The sequence below is a fragment of the Mycobacterium sp. Dal123C01 genome (assembly GCF_052566995.1).
On the sequence record NZ_CP199580.1, the window covers coordinates 3,319,890 to 3,339,061 of the forward strand.

The 19,172-nt window shown below is 64.3% G+C and carries 15 protein-coding genes and 1 pseudogene; 9 read left to right on the forward strand and 7 right to left on the reverse strand.

Annotation, left to right across the window (positions count from 1 at the left end):
• Positions 1 to 25 precede the first annotated feature (25 nt).
• Both ACTXG5_RS15705 and ACTXG5_RS15710 read left to right on the forward strand, forming a co-directional pair.
• Positions 26 to 1,270 carry a fatty acid desaturase family protein gene (locus tag ACTXG5_RS15705; RefSeq protein WP_445159685.1) on the forward strand — a complete coding sequence of 415 codons (1,245 nt, stop codon included), beginning with the start codon at positions 26 to 28 and terminating at the stop codon, positions 1,268 to 1,270.
• 86 nt (positions 1,271 to 1,356) lie between these two features.
• Positions 1,357 to 2,289 carry an SAM-dependent methyltransferase gene (locus ACTXG5_RS15710; protein WP_445159686.1) on the forward strand — a complete coding sequence of 311 codons (933 nt, stop codon included), beginning with the start codon at positions 1,357 to 1,359 and terminating at the stop codon, positions 2,287 to 2,289.
• A gap of 36 nt (positions 2,290 to 2,325) precedes the next feature.
• Here the strand turns inward: ACTXG5_RS15710 and ACTXG5_RS15715 are convergent.
• Positions 2,326 to 2,507: pseudogene (locus ACTXG5_RS15715) on the reverse strand (glutathione peroxidase); the annotation flags it as partial.
• A gap of 59 nt (positions 2,508 to 2,566) precedes the next feature.
• Here ACTXG5_RS15715 and ACTXG5_RS15720 point away from each other — a divergent pair.
• Positions 2,567 to 3,622 carry an alpha/beta hydrolase fold domain-containing protein gene (locus ACTXG5_RS15720; RefSeq protein ID WP_445159687.1) on the forward strand — a complete coding sequence of 352 codons (1,056 nt, stop codon included), beginning with the start codon at positions 2,567 to 2,569 and terminating at the stop codon, positions 3,620 to 3,622.
• 153 nt (positions 3,623 to 3,775) lie between these two features.
• The gene (locus ACTXG5_RS15725) at positions 3,776 to 4,831 is read left to right on the forward strand and encodes an aldo/keto reductase (RefSeq protein WP_445159688.1); all 1,056 of its coding nucleotides are present in this window, start codon (positions 3,776 to 3,778) and stop codon (positions 4,829 to 4,831) included.
• Between the two features lie 44 nt (positions 4,832 to 4,875).
• On the opposite strand, the gene ACTXG5_RS15730 is transcribed toward ACTXG5_RS15725, so the two are convergent.
• The 3 genes from ACTXG5_RS15730 to ACTXG5_RS15740 form a co-directional block, all read right to left on the reverse strand.
• The gene (locus ACTXG5_RS15730; RefSeq protein ID WP_445159689.1) at positions 4,876 to 5,364 is read right to left on the reverse strand and encodes a glutathione peroxidase; all 489 of its coding nucleotides are present in this window, start codon (positions 5,362 to 5,364) and stop codon (positions 4,876 to 4,878) included.
• A gap of 69 nt (positions 5,365 to 5,433) precedes the next feature.
• A complete protein-coding gene (locus tag ACTXG5_RS15735) occupies positions 5,434 to 6,831 on the reverse strand; it encodes an aldehyde dehydrogenase family protein (RefSeq protein WP_445164441.1) in 1,398 nt (465 codons plus the stop codon).
• A 324-nt stretch (positions 6,832 to 7,155) separates the two neighbouring features.
• Positions 7,156 to 7,278 (reverse strand): hypothetical protein, encoded by a 123-nt coding sequence (locus tag ACTXG5_RS15740; RefSeq protein ID WP_445159690.1) that lies wholly within the window; start codon positions 7,276 to 7,278, stop codon positions 7,156 to 7,158.
• A 118-nt stretch (positions 7,279 to 7,396) separates the two neighbouring features.
• Here ACTXG5_RS15740 and ACTXG5_RS15745 point away from each other — a divergent pair, with 118 nt between their 5' ends.
• Positions 7,397 to 11,533, forward strand: a complete 4,137-nt coding sequence (locus ACTXG5_RS15745) for a SpoIIE family protein phosphatase (RefSeq protein ID WP_445159691.1) — start codon at positions 7,397 to 7,399, stop codon at positions 11,531 to 11,533.
• Positions 11,533 to 11,877 (forward strand): STAS domain-containing protein, encoded by a 345-nt coding sequence (locus ACTXG5_RS15750; RefSeq protein WP_445159692.1) that lies wholly within the window; start codon positions 11,533 to 11,535, stop codon positions 11,875 to 11,877. The genes ACTXG5_RS15745 and ACTXG5_RS15750 overlap by 1 nt, the downstream gene beginning before the upstream one ends.
• A gap of 49 nt (positions 11,878 to 11,926) precedes the next feature.
• On the opposite strand, the gene ACTXG5_RS15755 is transcribed toward ACTXG5_RS15750, so the two are convergent.
• Entirely contained in the window at positions 11,927 to 12,643 is a 717-nt protein-coding gene (locus tag ACTXG5_RS15755) for a Type 1 glutamine amidotransferase-like domain-containing protein (RefSeq protein ID WP_445159693.1), read from the reverse strand.
• A 287-nt stretch (positions 12,644 to 12,930) separates the two neighbouring features.
• Here ACTXG5_RS15755 and ACTXG5_RS15760 point away from each other — a divergent pair, with 287 nt between their 5' ends.
• The gene (locus tag ACTXG5_RS15760; protein WP_445159694.1) at positions 12,931 to 14,544 is read left to right on the forward strand and encodes an MFS transporter; all 1,614 of its coding nucleotides are present in this window, start codon (positions 12,931 to 12,933) and stop codon (positions 14,542 to 14,544) included.
• Positions 14,545 to 14,580: 36 nt separating this feature from the next.
• On the opposite strand, the gene ACTXG5_RS15765 is transcribed toward ACTXG5_RS15760, so the two are convergent.
• Positions 14,581 to 15,123 carry a GNAT family N-acetyltransferase gene (locus ACTXG5_RS15765; RefSeq protein ID WP_445159695.1) on the reverse strand — a complete coding sequence of 181 codons (543 nt, stop codon included), beginning with the start codon at positions 15,121 to 15,123 and terminating at the stop codon, positions 14,581 to 14,583.
• A gap of 325 nt (positions 15,124 to 15,448) precedes the next feature.
• Here ACTXG5_RS15765 and ACTXG5_RS15770 point away from each other — a divergent pair, with 325 nt between their 5' ends.
• The gene (locus tag ACTXG5_RS15770; RefSeq protein ID WP_445159696.1) at positions 15,449 to 15,655 is read left to right on the forward strand and encodes a hypothetical protein; all 207 of its coding nucleotides are present in this window, start codon (positions 15,449 to 15,451) and stop codon (positions 15,653 to 15,655) included.
• A gap of 292 nt (positions 15,656 to 15,947) precedes the next feature.
• Positions 15,948 to 17,294 carry an alpha/beta fold hydrolase gene (locus ACTXG5_RS15775; RefSeq protein WP_445159697.1) on the forward strand — a complete coding sequence of 449 codons (1,347 nt, stop codon included), beginning with the start codon at positions 15,948 to 15,950 and terminating at the stop codon, positions 17,292 to 17,294.
• Position 17,295: 1 nt separating this feature from the next.
• Here ACTXG5_RS15775 and ACTXG5_RS15780 read toward each other — a convergent pair whose 3' ends face one another.
• Positions 17,296 to 19,011, reverse strand: coding sequence for an aldehyde dehydrogenase family protein (locus ACTXG5_RS15780; protein WP_445159698.1), 1,716 nt, complete (start codon positions 19,009 to 19,011; stop codon positions 17,296 to 17,298).
• Positions 19,012 to 19,172 lie beyond the last annotated feature (161 nt).

Genomic DNA, 19,172 nt, shown 5'->3' on the forward strand with positions numbered 1-19,172 from the left:
CTAGCTGTCCAAGGGGAGGAAAACCATGGCGATTACTGATGTTCCGGCCTTCGCCCACTTAACTGAGGCTGACATCGAGAACCTGGCTTTCGAGCTGGACGCGATCCGGCTGGACGTTGAGGATTCGCTGGGCGAACGCGATGCCCGCTACATCCGGCGCACGATCGCTGGGCAACGTGCCCTGGATGTGGCCGGTCGACTGATGCTGGCCGGCAGCTCCAAGCGCTGGGCGTGGTGGGCGGGAACCGCGACCTTGGGCGTTGCCAAGATCATCGAGAACATGGAGATCGGCCACAACGTCATGCACGGTCAGTGGAACTGGATGAACGATCCCGAGATCCACTCCACGACGTGGGAGTGGGACATGAGTGCGGCGTCAAAACATTGGATTGCCGCTCACAATTTTCAGCACCACAAGTACACCAACATCCTGGGCATGGACGACGATGTCGGCTACTTCATCCTGCGGGTCACCCGTGATCAGCCCTGGGAGCGCTACAACATCGGCAATCTCTTATTCAACTTTCTTCTCGCGATTGGGTTCGAGTGGGGAATTGGTTTGCAGACGGTTGATTTAGAGAAACTCTTGAAGGCTGGCCCGGAGCGCGACACCATCCTCGAGCGGACGCGCGAATTCTCCGTCAAGGCCGGCAGGCAGCTCGTCAAGGACTATGTCGCGTTCCCGGCGCTGACTTCGCTGTCACCGGGGGCGACCTACACATCGACATTGAAGGCCAATGCGGTGGCCAACGTGATGCGCAATATCTGGGCTAATGCGGTGATCTTCTGCGGGCATTTCCCTGATGGCGCAGAGAAATTCACCAAGACCGACATGATCGGGGAATCGAAAGGCCAGTGGTATCTGCGTCAGATGCTGGGCAGTGCCAACTTCGAGGGCGGGCCGGTGCTGCGGTTTATGAGCGGCAACCTGTGCCATCAGATCGAGCATCACCTGTTTCCCGATTTGCCGAGCAACCGGCTGCACGAGATCTCGGTGCGAGTGCGTGCGGTGTGCGACAAGTACGACTTGCCTTACACCACAGGTTCTTTCCTGATGCAGTACGGCAAGACGTGGCGCACCATCGCCAAACTGTCGCTGCCGAACAAGTACCTGCGCGACACTGCCGACGACGCGCCCGAAACCCGCAGCGAGCAGATGTTCGCCGAATTAGAGCCCGGTTTCGCCGCGACCGATCACGTGACAGGACGCCGTCGCGGGCTCAAGACAGCGATCACAACGGTCCGCCATTGGCGGCGGGGAGTGAACTGACCCTGGCCTCGCAATTGCACCGCACCCGCCGCAGTTTGTTAAGCTATCTAAGTATCACCCATATGCCGACATTGGAGAACAGGCGCATGCCACGCACAGACAACGACACCTGGAACCTCGCGACCAGCGTGGGCGCGACGGCCACGATGGTGGCGGCTGCCCGCGCGATCGCCACCAAGGCCGACAACCCGGTGATCGAGGACCAATTTGCCGAGCCGCTGGTCCGTGCCGTCGGCGTGGACTTCTTCACCCGCTGGGCCGACGGCGAGATTGACGCCGCCGACGTCGACTACCACGAGTCCAGCTGGAAGCTCGGGCACATGCCGGATGCGATGGCCGCCCGGACTCGCTTCTTTGACACATTCTTTCGCGACGCGACCCAGGCCGGGATCCGTCAGGCCGTGATCTTGGCGTCTGGTCTCGACGCGCGTGCTTACCGATTGGCCTGGCCCGAGGACATGACGGTGTTCGAGATCGACCAGCCTGAGGTGATCGAGTTCAAGACCACCACACTGGCCGGGCTGGGCGCCGCTCCGAAAGCCGACCTGCGCACGGTTGCCATCGATCTGCGGCAGGATTGGCCGACCGCTCTACTCGAGGCCGGCCTGGACAAGAGCCGGCCCATCGCGTGGATCGCCGAGGGGCTTTTCGGGTATCTGCCGCCGGCGGCCCAGGATGCCTTGCTGGACAACATCACCGCGCTCAGTGCAGAGGGCAGTCGGTTGGCCTGCGAGGCCTCCCCGGACAGGCCGCAGGTCGACAAAGAACGATCGCGAGAACTGTTGCGCAAAGCCAGTGCCAAATGGCGTGAGCACGGCCTCGAGATGGACTTCACCGATCTTGGCTTCGAGGGGGAGCGCAACGACGTCGCGTCTCACCTGGAGAGCCTTGGCTGGCAATCAGTCGGTACCCCGATGCGCCAGCTGTTGGCCGACAACGGTCTGACGGCGATCCCGCAGCGCGACGACGCCGTGTCGGTCGCCGACACCGTCTATTACAGCTCCGTGCTGGCCAAATAACCGCAGTGCCCGCTATCGGGTCAGCACGGCCTCGATGACCCCGACGACCGTCAGGCCCCGCTCGCCGTAGTCCTTGGCCAGCTTCTCCAACGCCGTGTACTGCGGAGTGAGTCCGCACTGGAGGCTACGTTCACGACTAGCGTTGCGCCGTCGGATAATTCGGCGAGCGTGGTCGGCTTGCCATCCAGGGTGGTCAGGGCGATGTCTTTGAGGGTCACGCCAATGACGCTAACTACTGCCCGCGCCGTCGTCTCAGCGTCCGCTGTAAAGTCGCAACATGGCTAACGGTCGTCTCGCTGATCCGGATTGTTGTCTCAGGACCGACCCTCGGGCGGACCCGCGAATGGTCGGAGCCCTCGCACCAATGGGACTCGACAGCAATGCACCGGCGGTGCCACTGACCATCGATTCCCCGCTTGAGGAGCGGCTCGCCTACGCGGCGATGGCTGAGGACGGGATGGGCGCCCTTCTGGGGCTCTTCGCGGCCGGCGTTCCTGATGCGAGCGGTGTGACGACGACGGCGACCACGATCACCGGCGAAGACGGCAACGACGTCACGCTGTACATCAGCCGCCCCGATGTTGACGGTCGGTTGCCTGCCGTTGTGCACTTGCACGGCGGCGGCATGGCCATCGCCAGCGCCGCCGATGACACCTACATGCAGCTGCGTGAGCACTTGGCAGCCACCGGCCTTGTCGTCATCGGCGTTGAGTTCCGCAATTCCGCAGGAAAGCTTGGGCCGCACCCGTTTCCCGCCGGATTGAACGACTGCGCGGCCGGCGTTCGCTGGGTTGCGGCGAATCGCGCAGAACTTGGCGTCAGCCATCTGATCGTTGCCGGCGAGTCCGGCGGCGGCAATCTCACTCTGACCGTGGCGCACAAAGCAAAACGCGAAGGTTGGCTGGACGAAGTCGCGGGCTTCTACGCGCAGTGCCCGTACATCTCCAATCGGTGGCACGACGCTCCCGACGAGTTGCCGTCACTGCGCGAATGCGACGGCTACTTCATCAGCCTTCAACACTTGGAGCTCCTGGGTTCGCTCTACGACCCCGACAATCAGAACTCGAACGATCCCACCTGTTTTGCCGGCGTCGCGACCGACGACGATCTGAACGGCCTACCACCGCATGTGATCTCGGTGAACGAAGTCGACCCGTTGCGCGACGAAGGGCTGGACTATTACCGCCGGCTGGTGCGTGCGGGTGTGCCCACTGTGGGCCGGTTGGTCGCGGGCACCTGTCATGGGGGCGATCTGATATTCGCGGGCGTGATGCCCGACGTTTTCGCGGCCAGCGTGCGCGATCTCAGTGGGTTCGCCAAGAGCCTCGGTTAGTCGCGGCGCTCACTGTCGGAATGAGGAGCAGGGGATGCCCGGCGGCGAGTTCAGCAGCGAGTTGGGGGATTAGCCACGTACGCGTCGATCAGGTCGTACGGGATTCGCGCTTCCACTGCCGGCGCGCATAACTCCGGCGCCTAGACTCGGTGTGTGGAATATCGCAGCTTAGGCCGAACCGGAATCCAAGTCAGCCCGCTTTGCCTGGGCGCCATGATGTTTGGCGCGTGGGGCGAGCCGGATCATGAAAAGTCGATCGCGACGATCCATGCGGCGTTGGACGCCGGGATCAACTTCATCGATACGGCAGACGTCTACTCTCAGGGCGAGTCCGAGGTCATCGTCGGGAAGGCGTTGGCCGGGGCTCGGCGTGATGACGTGGTCGTGGCCACCAAGGTCCACGGGCAAATGGGTGTTCCGTTGGGCGCCCCCGGCGGGGACCCCAACATGCGCGGCACCTCGCGCCGCTGGATCGTGCGGGAAGTCGAGAACAGTCTGCGCCGGTTGGACACCGACTGGATCGACCTCTACCAGGTGCATCGGCCGGATCCGCACACCGACGTCGAGGAGACACTTTCCGCACTCACGGATCTGCAGCGGCAAGGCAAGATCCGGGCCTTCGGCTCCTCGACCTTTCCCGCTCACCAGATGGTGCAGGCGCAGTGGGTCAGCGAGCGGCGCGGCCTCGGCCGGTTCGTCACCGAGCAGCCGCCCTACTCTTTGCTGGTGCGCGGAATCGAGGCCGACGTCTTGCCGGTGGCGCAGGACTATGGGATGGGCGTACTTCCGTGGAGCCCGTTGGCCGGTGGCTGGCTCTCCGGCGGCTACCGCAAGGACAAGGAACTGCCGGACTCCATGCGCCGCAGCCGGATACCGGGACGGTTCGACATGTCGAGTCCGGAAAATCAGCGCAAACTCGACGCCGCCGATGCGCTCGGGAAATTGGCCGACGACTCCGGCCTATCGCTGATTCACTTGGCATTGGCTTTCGTCATGCAGCACCCGGGGGTCACTGCGCCGATCATCGGCCCGCGCACTATGGACCATCTTCAGTCGCAAATCGGCGCGACCGAGGTGACACTGTCGACGGACATCCTCGACGTGATCGATGAGATCGTGCCGCCCGGCGTGACGGTCTCCAGTTTCGACGGCGGATATCAACCGCCGTCGCTCAGCGACTCGTTCCTACGACGCCGTCGCACCGCCTGAGTTCCAGGGTCCCGAAAAAACGGGAGCGCAACGGCTTACACGCCCTATCGGGTCAGCACCGCCTCGATGGCACCGACGACCTCGGGCGCGTCCGGTTCGGTCCTGGGGCGAAATCGATTGAGCACTTCACCGTCGGGTGCGACGAGGAATTTCTCGAAGTTCCACTGGATGTCGCCCGCCTGGCCATCGGAATCGACGGCCTTGGTCAGCTCGGTGTACAGCGCGTGGCGGTCGTCGCCGTTGACGTCGGTCTTCGCCAGCAACGGGAACGTCACCCCATAGGTCGTCGAGCAGAACTCCTGGATCTCATCGGCGGTGCCTGGTTCCTGGCCCATGAACTGGTTGCACGGGACGCCGACGACCGTCAGGCCCCGGTCGCCGTAGTCCTTGGCCAACTTCTCCAACGCCGTGTACTGCGGAGTGAGTCCGCACTTGGAGGCTACGTTCACGACTAGCGTTGCGCCGTCGGATAATTCGGCGAGCGTGGTCGGCTTGCCGTCCAGGGTGGTCAGGGCGATGTCTTTGAGGGTCACGTCGATGACGCTAACACTGTCTATCGCCGCAGCCGACGGGCGCAGATCGGATTCGTACAGGCGACCCGATCAGTGGCTGATGTAGACGGCCTTGGTGTTGAAGTAGGCCTCGATGCCCTTGCGACCCCGCTCGCCGCCCCAACCCGACTGTTTGTGGCCGCAGATCGGCATCGAGGGGTCGGCCCCGAGCGCGCAGTTCACCCAGACCTGGCCGGCGCGAAGCTCGTTCGCGACGCGATGGGCGCGGCCGAGGTTTTCGGTCCAGATGGCGCCGGCCAGCCCGTACTCCGTGTCGTTCGCGGCGGCGAGCGCCTCCTCTTCCTCGTCGAACGGGATCACGCAGCCAACCGGCCCGAAGATCTCCTCGCGGATGAGCCGCATGTCGGGCGTGGTGTTGGTGACGATCGTCGCCTCGTAGAAGAAGCCGCGGCGGTCCATCGGCTTGCCGCCGGTCACAACCTGCGCGCCGGCCGCCACGCCCTGGTCCACGATGCCCGCCACGCGCTGCCGCTGCTTCTCGCTGATCAGCGGCCCGAGGACAGAGTCGGGATCGTCGCTGCCGCCCATCGGCAGCATTTTGGCGAATGCGACGAGGCCGTCCACGACCTGGTCGTAGATGCCGCGCTGGACGTAGATGCGCGAGGTGCAGGAGCAGTTCTGCCCCGAGCCCGCGAGCAGGCCCAGACCCGCATTCATGATCGCCTTGTCGAGGTTGGCGTCGTCGAACATGATCAGCGGTGACTTGCCGCCGAGCTCGAGGGTCAGGCGCTTGAGGTTCCCCGCGGCCGCTTTCACGATCAGCCGTCCGACCTCCGTCGACCCAGTGAACGCGATCTTGTCGACGTCCGGATGTGCGGCGAGCGCCGCGCCCGCGGTCTCGCCGTAGCCGGTGATGACGTTGAAGACGCCGTCGGGCAGCCCCGCCTCGCGGAAGATCTCCTCCAGCTTCAGCGCGGTGAGCGGCGTCTCCTCGGCGGGCTTGAGCACGCAGCTGCAGCCCGCCGCGAGGGCTGGCGCGGCCTTGAGCATCGCGACGAAGAACGGCCCATTCCAGGGGATGATCAGGCCGGCGACGCCGACCGGCTCGAGCTGAGTGAAGTTGTGGTAGTTCTCGAAGTGGCCGAGCAGGCCGTCGGACACGACGTTGCTCGACTCGCCATGGATCTTGCCGACCCAGCCTGCGTAGTACAGCAGCATGTCCATCGACACCTTGATGATCTGCTGCGCGGCCACCGGGTTCATGCCGTTGTCCTTGGACTCGAGCCCGGCGAGCTCGTCGATGCGTTCCTTGACGATGGCCGCGGCGCGGAAGAGCACCTCAGCGCGGCGGGCGGCGGGCAGCTTGCGCCACACCCCCGACTCGAATGTCTCGCGGGCCCGGGCCACCGCGGCGTCGACGGCAGCCTGGTCGGCATCGACGACCTCGAAGATCTGCTCCTCGGTGGACGGGTTGAAGACCGGAATGATCCCGCCCGAGCCTTGGCTTTCGACCGCGGGGTCGATGTCGGTGGCGTTACTCGTGGCGTTATTCAAAGTCCTTGATCCTTTCGTCGAGCCGCTCCGACATGGAGAAGCGCGATGCCTTCAATCGTTGGGAAACCTGGGCCCTGCCCAGAACGTCGGTCTGGATCTCGATGTCGTAGGGACCGAGGGAAGTGGATTGTGTCGTGCGGCAATACATCCCGGGTAGTCATTCGCTCAGTGAACACGGTCGCTGCAGGCGTGGTGAGACGCCTAACTTGAGTGAGGTTACGCGCTTAACCTAGGTGCGTCCAGTAGGTCTTCGGCGGCTCAGCGGACATCGCAAAAGCCCATGCCGGTGGACGACACGTCACCTAACGCCATGCTGCCTTTGGCGGCCGCCGCAAACCGGATAAACGATGTACCGAAGCCGCCCGCCCGCCAGAACGTCACATTTATCCCTCTTCCAGCGAAAAGCTGGCGACGCGAGCGCGGTGAATGATTGTCTTGACGGAACCGCAACGGGCAGCGGTAGGCGACGGCCCCTGGGCTTGGTGACATTTCGAAAGGGATGGCAGTGGTTTTCCGGGCAGATCAGGAGATCGGCCGCGATCTCGCCGCCGTCGCCTGGGAATCCACCCCGCTCGGACCCGTGGACGGATGGCCGCAAAGCCTCCGAACGGCCGTGAACATCCTGCTGTCGTCGCGGTTTTCGATGTGGATGGCGTGGGGCCCGGAGTTGACATTTTTCTGCAATGCCTCCTATCGCCGCGACACCCTCGGCCGCAAATACCCCTGGGCGCTGGGTCGTCCCGCCAGCGAGGTGTGGGCAGAGATCTGGGATGACATCGGTCCGCGGATCGAGAGCGTGTTGGCGACCGGGGAGGCGACCTGGGACGAGGCCCTGCTGCTGATCATCGAGCGGTCGGGCTACCCCGAGGAGTCGTATCACACGTTCTCCTACAGCGCGCTGCGTGACGACGACGCGCGCGTCGTCGGGATGCTCTGCGTGGTCAGGGAAGACACCGATCGGGTGATCGCTCAGCGCCGGATGGCGACGCTGCGGGACCTGGGCTCTGATCCGAGCGTCGTGCGCACCGAACGTCAGATGCTGGATTACGCCGCCCACCAACTGGCCAACAACGCCTACGACCTCCCGTTCACGCTGACCTATCTATTTGGAGAGAACGGGGACGCGCAGCTGGCCGGGGCCAGTGGAATCACGCCTGGACATCACGCGGAGTCGGAAATACTCACCGCGAGCGGCCTTTCCGCCTGGCCCACCGAGAAGCTGGCGCACGGCGAAACCGAACTCATCGAGCTCGACGGTGACAGATCGAATCTGCCCACCGGCCCCTGGTCGGAACCGCCCGCTCACACCCTTCTGGTGCCGCTGTTACGCCATGGCACGGCGCCAGTCGGCTTCATGGTGGCCGGGCTGAACCGGCACCGACGGCTCGACGACGGCTACCGCGGTTTCGTGGAGCTCGTGGCCGGGTACATCGCCGCGGGCGTGAGCAGCGCGCGCAGCTATCAAGCACAACAGCAGCGTGCCGAGGAGCTGGCCGAACTCGACCGGGCGAAGACGGCGTTCTTTTCGAACATCAGCCACGAATTCCGCACTCCGCTTACCTTGATCCTTGGACCGGTCGACGAGTTGCGTGGTCGGGCGACTGATGTCGATAAGCAGGCACTCCAAGAGCTGGAGCTTGTTCACCGGAACGGCCTGCGGCTGGCGAAACTGGTCAACACACTGCTGGACTTTTCGCGCATCGAAGCGGGGCGAATGCGGGCCCGATTCGGGCCCGTCGACTTGTCAACCGTTACCGCCGATCTGGCCAGCGTCTTCCGTTCGGCGATTGATCGGGCCGGCTTGGCGTTCAACGTGGACTGCCCGCCGCTGGACGAACCGGTTTATCTGGATCGCGAGATGTGGGAGAAGGTGATCCTCAACCTGCTCTCCAACGCGTTGAAGTTCACCTTCGAAGGTTCGATCACGGTCGGGGTGAGCCGCAACGACACCGAAGCCATTGTCACGGTGACCGACACCGGGATTGGGGTGCCCGCCTCGGAGATGCCCCGGCTCTTCGAGCGTTTCCATCGGATCGAAACTGCACGTGCGCGCTCCACGGAGGGCAGTGGCATCGGGCTCGCGCTGGTCAAAGAGCTCGTCGGGCTCCACGGTGGCACCATCGCTGTCGACAGCCGGGAGGGCGTCGGAACACGCTTCGTCATCCGTTTGGCCTTCGGCGCGGCCCATCTGCCGACCGACGAAGTCTCGGCACCACCGGGGGTGCATCCGATACCCGGCGCGATCGCCGAACCGTATGTGCAGGAAGCCCTCCGTTGGCTGCCCGGCGACACCAGCGTCACACCGTCCGACACGAGTACCACGGCGATGATGACCGCCACCGCACCGGCCGGGAAAAACGGCGAGCGGACACGCGTGTTGATCGCCGACGACAACGCCGACATGCGGGAATACCTGACCAGCCTGCTGCAGACATCCGGCTACCAGGTCAGTGGCGTCACCGACGGGCAGCAGGCGCTGGAGGCCATCCACGCGCAGGCTCCCGACCTCGTCATCAGCGACGTGATGATGCCCGGTCTGGACGGTCTGCAACTGCTCGCGGCGCTGCGCAGTGACCCGCGCACCGCTGCGTTGCCCGTCCTGCTGCTTTCCGCACGCGCGGGACAGGAGGCCTCCATCGAAGCCTTCCTGGCCGGCGCCGACGATTACCTCGTCAAGCCATTCGCCGCCGCCGAGCTCCTTGCCCGGGTGCGCGCCAACGTCGAGCTGTCTCGGTTGCGCAGCCACCACGCCAGGTGGCGCACCGCCCTGGTGGATTCGCTGCAGGAAGGGTTCTTTGTCTGCGACGAGCACGGTGCCGTCATCGAGATCAACGCCGCGTTCACCGAGATCCTCGGCTACGGCTCCGAACAGTTGCCCTATGAGGCTGCCCATCCCTGGTGGCCGGACGCCGACACCGAACCCGACGCTCACCGGCAAGTCGAGTCGGTCTTCGGCCAGCTGCTCAACGAAAACCACGGTGCTTTCACCGCTCCGGTAATCCACCGGGACGGGCACCGGCTGTGGGTCGCGGCGAGCTTCAGCCACGTCGACGACCCGGACACCGGCCGTCGAATCATGGTCGGCACCCTGCGCGACGTCACGACCGAGCACTACGTGGTGCAGAGCCAGGTTGCTCTCGCCGGATTGAATCAGCAACTGGCGCAAGCAGAGTCGCTTGATGGCACCCTGCAGGGCGCGGCCGAAGAATTACGCCAAACGTGGAACGCTCGTCGCGTTCTGGCCGCGACGTTCGCCCGCGACGCTCCTCAAGATGCCGCGCCGGAACTGGTGTGTGCCGGCGAGCCCTGCGACTGGGCCGAACTCCCGCCACGCCACCGGCAGCTGATCGAGTCGCTCCGCGATTCCGATTTGCTCACCACGGTCACCGGAGAGCCTGGTACGGCAGGCATTTCACTGCAGCATCCCCGAGGAGTGCTGGTCGTTTGGGTCGACTTGTCGGAGCAACGTCCATTCACCCCGGAGGATCACAACCTGTTGAAGGTCCTGGCCGGGCGGCTCAGTCAAGGCCTGCACCGCGTCTACCAGTTGGACGAGCAACGCGAAACCGCCTTGGCGCTGCAGCACGCGATGCTCGGCCCGGCGACTCTGCCGGGAGGCTTTGCGGTCCGGTATCACCCCGCCAGCCACCCGCTGCAGGTTGGCGGCGACTGGTACGACGTCGTCGATCTCGACGACGGGCGCGTCGCGCTGATCGTCGGCGACTGTGTCGGCCACGGCTTGGCCGCCGCGACCGTGATGGGTCAGCTCCGAAGTGCGTGCCGTGCACTGCTGCTCGACCAGCCCAGTCCCAGCGCCGTCCTCGCTGGTCTGGACCGCTTCGCCGCGCGTCTGCCCGGCGCCCGCTGCACCACCGCATTCTGCGCGGTGCTCACCCCCGACACGGGCGAATTGGTGTACTCCAGTGCGGGCCACCCACCGCCGATCATGGTGCTTGCCGACGGAACCGCCCTGCAGCTCGATGGGGGACATGGGCTTCCGCTGGCCCTCCGCGTGGAGTGGTCTCGTCCCGAAGCCCACGTGACGATGCCGGCGCGGGCGACGCTGTTGCTCTACACCGATGGTCTGGTCGAACGCCGCGGCCGTTCGATCGACGACGGAATCGCCAGTGCTACCGATCTCATTCAGTACGGCCGTTCGCAGGCGCTCGACGAGGTGGCCGACCATCTCATGTTGCGGCTCGAGCCAGGAGGCGGCTATTCAGATGACGTCGCCTTGCTGCTCTACAGGCAGCCCGCCCCGCTGGCGATGGAATTCACCGCCGACGTCGATCACCTCGCCCCGAGCCGTGCTGCGTTGCGCAGCTGGCTAACTCAGGCGGGGGTCGAGCCCGATCAAATTCAAGACGTACTCACCGCCGCAGGTGAAGCCGTCGCCAACGCGATCGAACACGGGTGCCGCGATCAAGGCGAGGGCACCGTGTCGTTGTGTGCGACAGCCGTCGTCGATTCGCTGCAGGTGACCGTCACCGACAGCGGCACCTGGAAGGCGCCGCGCGTGGTCCCCGGCGTCAATCGGGGCCGCGGCATCACCCTCATGCGGGGCCTGATGGAGGACCTCACGATTCACGCCACTGACGCCGGCACCACCGTTCACTTGTTCGCGAGGATCACCTAATGGCCGCAGAGCTCAGCCTGACCATCGACCGCGGCCCTGACGGGATGGCCCGGGTGACTGCAACGGGGGAGATCGATCTCAGTAACGTCGCCCAGCTCATTCATGCACTCAACGCGGCGAGCGAGGGAAGCCGCAGGCCAATCACCATCGATCTCAGCACGGTCAAGTATTTGGACAGCGCAGGAATCAATGTGCTCTTTAACCACGCCGACAAAGTCGACCGTGTGCACATCATCGTCCACCGCTTGCTGATTCGGGTCCTCACCATCTGCGGTCTCGACAAGGTTGCGACCCTCGAAGCTGCGCCGGAACCTCCACCGCCACCGGTGGGCGGCGGCGGCTAGACGGGCGCAGCTCTCGTATTGCGTTGTCGCAGAAATTTTTCCGGTCTTGTCAGCTGCCCTCTTCGGCGCGCAGCAGTGAGTGCGTGACGTGCGTGCCCTCGAAACGGAATTGGTGCGCGGGACGCCGCAGAGGCTCGATGGTGCGATCGGTGTGCACGATGACCCCGCTTCCGGAGGGGATTCCGAGCCCGGTGGCCGTTCCGGCCAGCGACTGAATCGTGCGCGACAGCCGCGCCCAGTTGGCTCGTTCATCGTGCGTGTCGATGACGACCGCGGGGACGAGATTGAAGACGTCGAACAATTCGGGCGCAGAGGATTCCGGTGTCTCGACGATTCCATAGTGTCCGAGCTGGACTGCGCCGGCTGAAATGCCCACCAGGATCGCCCCACGGGTATACCGGTCCAGGATTGCGTCTTTCATCCCGGTTTGCTCGAACGTCGTCCAGCCGAGCCGTACATCGCCGCCCGCGAGGACGATCAATTGGGCGCCTTCCAAAAAGGTGCGGTCGTCGGGGCCGAACGACGAGTCGATCATGCGGCGGTTGGTGATTCCAATCGCATCCATCGCCGACTCGAAGATCTCGTAGAACTCCGGACGATCCCCGTTGGAGGCACCGACATAGGCCGCGCTGAGTCGCGTGTCCCGAGCCAATCCGTCCAGTGCCGCCTCGAGCAGGGGCCGGTCCCGGTGCTTCCAGAACAGCAGCTGGCTGTCTGCCAGCAAATAGAGCGGTTGCAGCCCCAATTCGCGATCGGCGTCGGACATAAGAGTCACCTTATCGGCGCGGCGACTTGTCGGCGCCTGCCGTCCGGCGGCTGAACCGGCAGACAGCCAGACTCGTTGTCTCACATAATCCTTGGTAACGGGCTTAGGCGCCCGCTTGCTCGACTTCGGGGCTCCTTTTTGGAGTGGGGATCCGTGGTGCGAGCGCTGGGTGTGTGTGTCTTAAACTTTTAATCCATAAGGCAACGCGTTGCCCGCACGTTGGAGAACGCCAGTCAGCTTCCTTAACGCGTACTGGCCGAGCAGAGGGGCTCTCGACCATCGACTCTGTGCTGATTCAGGACCAGGAGCGTGCCGACGGTGGGAAACCGTCCACGTGGGCGCCGTTGCGCAATCGCGTGTACCGGGGTCTGTTTATCGCCCAGTTCGTCTCCAACATGGGGACGTGGATGCAGGCTGTGGCGGCGCAATGGTTCCTGGTGGAAAACCACAGCAGTGACGTCATCGTCGCGCTGGTTCAGACTGCGAGCCTGGGGCCCACGCTGCTTCTGGGATTGTTCGCCGGCGTGCTAGCCGATCTGTTCGACCGGCGCCGGTTGCTGATCGTCCTGCAGTCGTATGCCGTGCTGGTCGCGCTCGCCCTGGCACTGCTGACCAATCTTGGCCGCCTCACCCCGACCGCACTGTTGCTGTTCACCTTGGCTATCGGCTTTGCTGCTGCACTTACCGGACCGGCCTGGCAGGCGATTCAGCCGGAAGTTGTCCCACGCGAGCAAATACCGGCGGTATCGATTTTGGGCAGTGTCTCGGCCAACGCCACCCGTGCGATCGGGCCGGCAATCGGCGGCATCGTGGTGGCATGGCTGGGTCCCTCGGCGGTCTTCGCGATCAACGCAGTGTCGTTCTCGGCAATCATCATTGCGCTGCGCGCGTGGAATCGGCCGAAGCAAATCGTGCCACTCGAGCGGGAACGCATCGGGCCGGCCATCGTCACCGGGCTGCAATACATTGGGAACAGTCCAATTTTTCGCAGGATCCTCTTGCGCACAGCCCTTTTCCTGTTTCCTGCCTCGGCCATCCTCGCCTTGCTGCCGGTGGTGGCCGCGCACAAGTGGCACCTGGGAGCCGGCGGCTACGGTGTGGCGCTGGGGGCCATCGGTTTTGGCGCCATTCTCGGCGTCGTAGCCGCGGGACCGTTGCATGACAGAATGTCGGACAACCTGCTGCTCGCGGTGTCGGCCGCCGCGTACGGTCTTGCGCCGTTGGCCGTGGTCTGGTTGCCGTTCACCGCGGCGATCCCATTGTTGATGTTGTCGGGCATGGCGTGGTTGCTCACCTTGACGACGTTGAATGCAGCAGCGCAACTGTCTTTGCCGCGATGGGTTCGAGCTCGCGGATTGTCGGTGTATCTCTTGGTCTCCACCGGATCTCAGGCAGTTGGCGCCTATCTCTGGGGTGCCCTTGCCACGCGGTGGGGCCTTGACGACGCGATGCTGTGGTCGGCGGGGGTGCTGGGCGTGGTTGCCCTCAGCGTCACCGCGCTGGGGCTGCGACCATGCACCGGGACGGAGAGCGTCGAGGTTTCCAGCGCCTGGCCGACACCGACGCTGGTGTTTGAACCGTGCCCTCAAGACGGACCGGTGCTGGTAGCCGTCCGCTACCAAGTGCCGCCCGAGAACCTCGATGAATTCGTCGAGGCGATGAGGGAGGTCCGGCAGTCACGGCTGCGAACGGGCGGTCACAGCTGGCGGCTCTATCACAGCGTCGAAGAACCCAACTCGTTCCTCGAGAGGTTCACCGTGACGTCCTGGAGCGAATTTGAGCGTCAGCGCACCGAGCGCTGGGTGGATGTCGATCATGACGGGGTCACCAAGGCGATCAGCTATACCGTCGACCAAACTCGACGGCACGAGTACTACGTTGCGTTGCGTACGCGCCGATAAGAACCGCACTATGCGGCTGTGGCGCAACGTGATCCGCTATCGAAGAGTTGGACGCGGCGGTGCCTGTTGCTCGCCAGGGCCGAGATCGAGTTGCATCCACCCGACGTCGTGCCAGCGGTCGTTCTTGAAATAAACCCGCGGCCAGGCGCCGACATCCTCGAACCCGAAGGATCGGTGAAATGCGTTGCTGGCCTCGTTCGGTTGGGTGATGCCGGCGAAGGCGCGCCGGTAGCCACGCTCGGCGAGTCGGTGCAGCACTTCTGTGTAGAGCCTGCGGCCCCAGCCTGAGCGGTGGTGGTCGCTGCTGATGTATATGCCCGTCTCAACCGACCACGTGAAGGAAGGCAGGCTGATCAATGCGTGGCCGTAGCCGAAGCCGATGACCTGATCGTCATGTTCGAGGACGAGCCATTCGTGGGCCTTTTGCGCCGAGGCGATCCGCGAAGCCATCTCGTCAGGGCTCGGGGCTTCCAGTTCCCAACTGATCACCGTGTTCTCGACATAGGGGCGGTAAATCGCAACGCACGCGGCCGCGTCCTGTGGGGACGCCGAACGCACGGTGCAGCTGATCGCTTGCATGCCAGCAGTCTTCCAGCCGCTCGGTTCACGAGCGAATCGCGGGTTCAGTTATCGCGGCACCAACAGATTTGCAATCACGCAAATCCGATCCAGGCACATTTCGCCAAAAAACAGACCAGATGGGAACGAGCGCCCGAGTGCTGGGGCGCACGGCTGCCCCAAAGCACTAATCATCCAACGGGCCGGCCGAGGTCTATCGGGACGTCCGCATACGCCGGCGAAGCCCGCTAAGACTCGAATGCCTCAACGGGACAAACGCCGCGCACCTCCCGGCGCCCCATGGTCACGCGATGAAAGTCCAAGGGGCGCAGAAGAAAAGAGTTGTTTGGCTTTACCGGCCGCCGCCGGCGCCGCCACCACGGCCACCACCTGCGCCACCGCCACGACCGCCGCCGGCGCCGCCACCACGGCCACCACCTGCGCCGCCACCACGACCGCCGCCGGCGCCGCCGCCGCGGATGGACATTGTCCCGATGCTGTTCTTGATCATGACCCCCACCCTATCGCCGAATCCGATGCGGCCGCAATATGATTCACGGCGCACGCCCGCCCAGATCAGTAGGTGAACGTTGGCGGTAATTCCGTTTAACAAACGGGGTGAGCACCGTGCCCGATGAGCATCCTCGCCAACGAGTGAGTCAGCGTGCATGGTCGTTGCCGCTGCCGCTGATCCCCTTTGCTCAGGTCTCTTCGGACCAGTGCTCGCCGCCCGACGCTTCGGACCGCTGCTCGCCGCCCGACGGTTCACGAGGCCGCGAGCCCGATAAGGCGAACGCAGGCCGATTAACAGGCGGTTTGCGTGGATTGCTGTCATGCTCATGGGCATGGCGGTCATCCCCCAAACCGTCTACGCACGGGACGGTGACGTCAACCTCGCGTACCAGGTCGCCGGTAGCTCAGGACCCGATCTGCTGTTCGTGCCCACGCCCCGGTTTCCCATCGACCTGATTTGGGACGACCACACGGTCGCCGACCACCTTCGCCGACTCGGCTCGTTCGGCCGATTGATCCTGACCGACCTGCTGGGGGTGGGTAGCTCCGATGCGGTGGCGATCCACGAGCGGCCCGCGATGCAGGCATGGACGGACGGGCTGATCGCGGTGCTCGACGCGGCCGGCAGCGAGCGCGCATCCGTGTTCGGGATGGCGGGATCGGCGCTTCCGGCCATGCTGTTGGCGGCAAGCCATCCCGAGCGGGTGCGATCACTTGTTTTGTGGAGCCCGTACGCGTACTTCCTGCGCACGCCCGATCAGCCATTCGCCATTCCGGAGCGGGCCTTAAACAACCTGTCCGACGTTGTCGGCCAGACCGCGGGGACCGGTGCAGCGCTTGAGCTGCTGGCGCCGAGCTGGAGCCGGGACGTGGCAAAGCGGCGCTGGTATGGCCGCGGTGAGCGACTCGCTGGGGGCCGGGGATATTTCAAGGCCGTCAGCGATCTGTTTCAGCACACCGATATGCGGCCGGTGTTGGAGAGCATTCAGGCACCGACATTGGTAGTGCACCGGCGAGGCGACCGTTTTGTCGTCCCGGGCCACGCCAAGTACGTGGCAGAACGGATTCCCCATACGCGACGGGTCGAGTTCGACGGCGATGACCATGAGTGGTTCGCGGGGGACTCCGACCTGGTACTCGACGAGATAGGTTCCTTCCTGACCGGCGCCCGACGGTCCAGGCCGAGCAATCGTGTGCTATCCACGGTGCTGTTCACCGATATCGTCGGATCGACCGAGCGCGCAACGGCTTTGGGCGACCACGCCTGGAACTCGATCCTTAACGCGCATAACCAAGCCGTCGCGCGAGAGGCGAACGATGCGCGCGGCAAGGTCGTCAAGTTCACCGGTGACGGTGCACTCGCGACATTCGATGGGCCGGCTCGGGCAATCAACTGCGCGTGCGCAATTCGAGACGCTGTCGGGGATCTGGGCCTGCATATCCGCGCCGGATTGCACACCGGTGAGGTGGAGGTCGAGGATGGCGATGTGCATGGCATCGCGGTCCACATCGCGGCACGGATCATGGGGATCGCGCAACCCGACGAGGTTTTGGTATCCGGCGCCGTCCCGCCGCTGGTGCTGGGATCCGGGCTCGCGTTCGACGACCGCGGCAGTCACCTATTGAAAGGCGTGCCCGACCGGTGGCCTGTCCTGGCCGTGCACGGCAGCCCGATCTGACTTACCCACGCAGTGCGGAGGCCAGGATGCCGGGCAGAGCAATGGGGTTGTGGTGTACGGCGAAGTTGACCAGTCGCCGCACTGTGGTCTCGGCCGTTTTGTTGGTGATGAAATACACCGGCTTGGGTGAGAGTGTCAGCTCGCCGCCGAAGAAAGAGCGTGGCGCCGGCCGGAACGGGACCTCGAGCACGGCCTTCTGCGGCCTCGTCAGCATGAAGGCGTTGTGGACCATGCCGACACCACTGCCGATGTTCTGCGGGGTATTGCCGGGATATGCGCCCCAGGTTGCCAGTGCGAAAACCATTCCGGTCCATACATTGATGCCGACAGCGCCGTAGTGCAGGCGTGAGATTGCGTCATCAAAAGCTTCAGCGTTGTCCTTGCGGGTTTTGGGATCGATGACGACGATCGCGCCGAGGGACCCGGGGAGTACGTCGTTGGCGAATTCAACGGCGTTGTGCAGGAATTGCTGTGGTGTCTGGCCGGGAATGCGCACGATGCCAAGGACACTCGCAAAAACCTCATCTGTCAGGATGCTGGCGGCGCTGGCGGGGTCCACGTCGGGGATCAGGGCGCGGCTCTTGTCGCCGCAAAGAAACTCGGCGCCGGTCATTCCGTCACACGCTTTGGCGGTCTTTTCCTGCGCGCCTGGGTAATACGGTGGACGCGGTTCGGCATTGCGCATGACCGCTCGGACTTCGGCAACAAGCTTGTCGGCCAGTGGCCAGTCCTGCGGTAGGACAAGGACTTGGGCGGCGTTGCAGTTGTGGCCGCCGTTAATGAGTTTGGCCGACGCGATGTGCTCGGCCTGGAACTTCAGGTCGGCATCGGTCCAGTCCCCGGGGACGACGATCAATGGGCTGATGCCGCCAAGTTCGGCGGTTATCGGCTTATCGAGGAGTGGTGTGTTGTCGGCTTTTCGCGTCGCGGCGCGGTCATCGGTGCCCCAAGCAATGGCGTCGTAGGTGGTCGCTGAACCGGTCATGTGGATCGCGTCGATCTTCGGGTGCTGGGCTAGGTGGCCACCAACGTCGGCGCCGCCGTACAGGATGCGAAGCCAGCCCCGCGAGATGAAGTCACTGAAGATCTGTTCGTAGAACGGCCCGAGATAGTCGTTCACCGGATTCAACTTCACGGCGCAGACGCTGCCCCGCACGTACAACTGGTCGATCACGTCGAGCGTCGTGATGGAACCCAGATTGCCTGCACCCAGCGCCAGGCAGACTTCGGCCCGGTTCGGGGTGTGCCCGCGGTACATCTTGGCGGCATCCTCGCGCGTCTGCTCGGCGCTCCTGCCCGGTTCGATCCACACGGTGGCGTGGTAGCCGTGGAAGAAGAGGCGGTCGTAGGGCGTGAGGGGGAAGACGTCGACGACGACTTGGCCATCGGGCCGGGTGTGCAGGGCGTCGGCGCCGATCGGGTCCTTACCGGCAAGAATCCGCTTGAGGACGAGCAGTTGCGTGTTGATGCCTTGGATGGGCAGCCAAATGCCGGTTGCCCATTCCTCCGCGGCCCAGGTCGAGGTCGGCGAAACACCTTTGGCGTCGAGCGCGGCGGCCACCATCTGCGGTGCAACGTCAAGAATTTTGCGGGGCAACGCTTCCAGCAGCGCAACCTTTTTGGTCAACGACAAAGCCGCCCAGCGGGGAGCGCCAGAACATAGGTCGTCGAGCGCTTTTTCCAGTGCAGGCGTGTCCGTCGTCGTCCCTGTGGTCATTGACGCCCCTCGTGAGACATGGACCAGATCCGGCCCCCTGGGGCAGAATAGGCCTGGATCTAGACCGAATCCACGGTCGCGGGTGATCGGCAACGGCGATTGTCACCGGGAGTGATGATGTGCGGCGTTCCTGCGATGACTGACCACGCGCCCGAGTGGCT

Coding starts and splice junctions, on each gene's coding strand:
- ACTXG5_RS15705 (WP_445159685.1), top strand. CDS start 26: ATGGCGATTACTGATGTTCCGGCCTTCGCCCACTTAACTGAGGCTGAC.
- ACTXG5_RS15710 (WP_445159686.1), top strand. CDS start 1,357: ATGCCACGCACAGACAACGACACCTGGAACCTCGCGACCAGCGTGGGC.
- ACTXG5_RS15720 (WP_445159687.1), top strand. CDS start 2,567: ATGGCTAACGGTCGTCTCGCTGATCCGGATTGTTGTCTCAGGACCGAC.
- ACTXG5_RS15745 (WP_445159691.1), top strand. CDS start 7,397: ATGGCAGTGGTTTTCCGGGCAGATCAGGAGATCGGCCGCGATCTCGCC.
- ACTXG5_RS15750 (WP_445159692.1), top strand. CDS start 11,533: ATGGCCGCAGAGCTCAGCCTGACCATCGACCGCGGCCCTGACGGGATG.
- ACTXG5_RS15755 (WP_445159693.1), bottom strand. CDS start 12,643: ATGTCCGACGCCGATCGCGAATTGGGGCTGCAACCGCTCTATTTGCTG.
- ACTXG5_RS15765 (WP_445159695.1), bottom strand. CDS start 15,123: ATGCAAGCGATCAGCTGCACCGTGCGTTCGGCGTCCCCACAGGACGCG.
- ACTXG5_RS15775 (WP_445159697.1), top strand. CDS start 15,948: ATGGCGGTCATCCCCCAAACCGTCTACGCACGGGACGGTGACGTCAAC.
- ACTXG5_RS15780 (WP_445159698.1), bottom strand. CDS start 19,011: ATGACCACAGGGACGACGACGGACACGCCTGCACTGGAAAAAGCGCTC.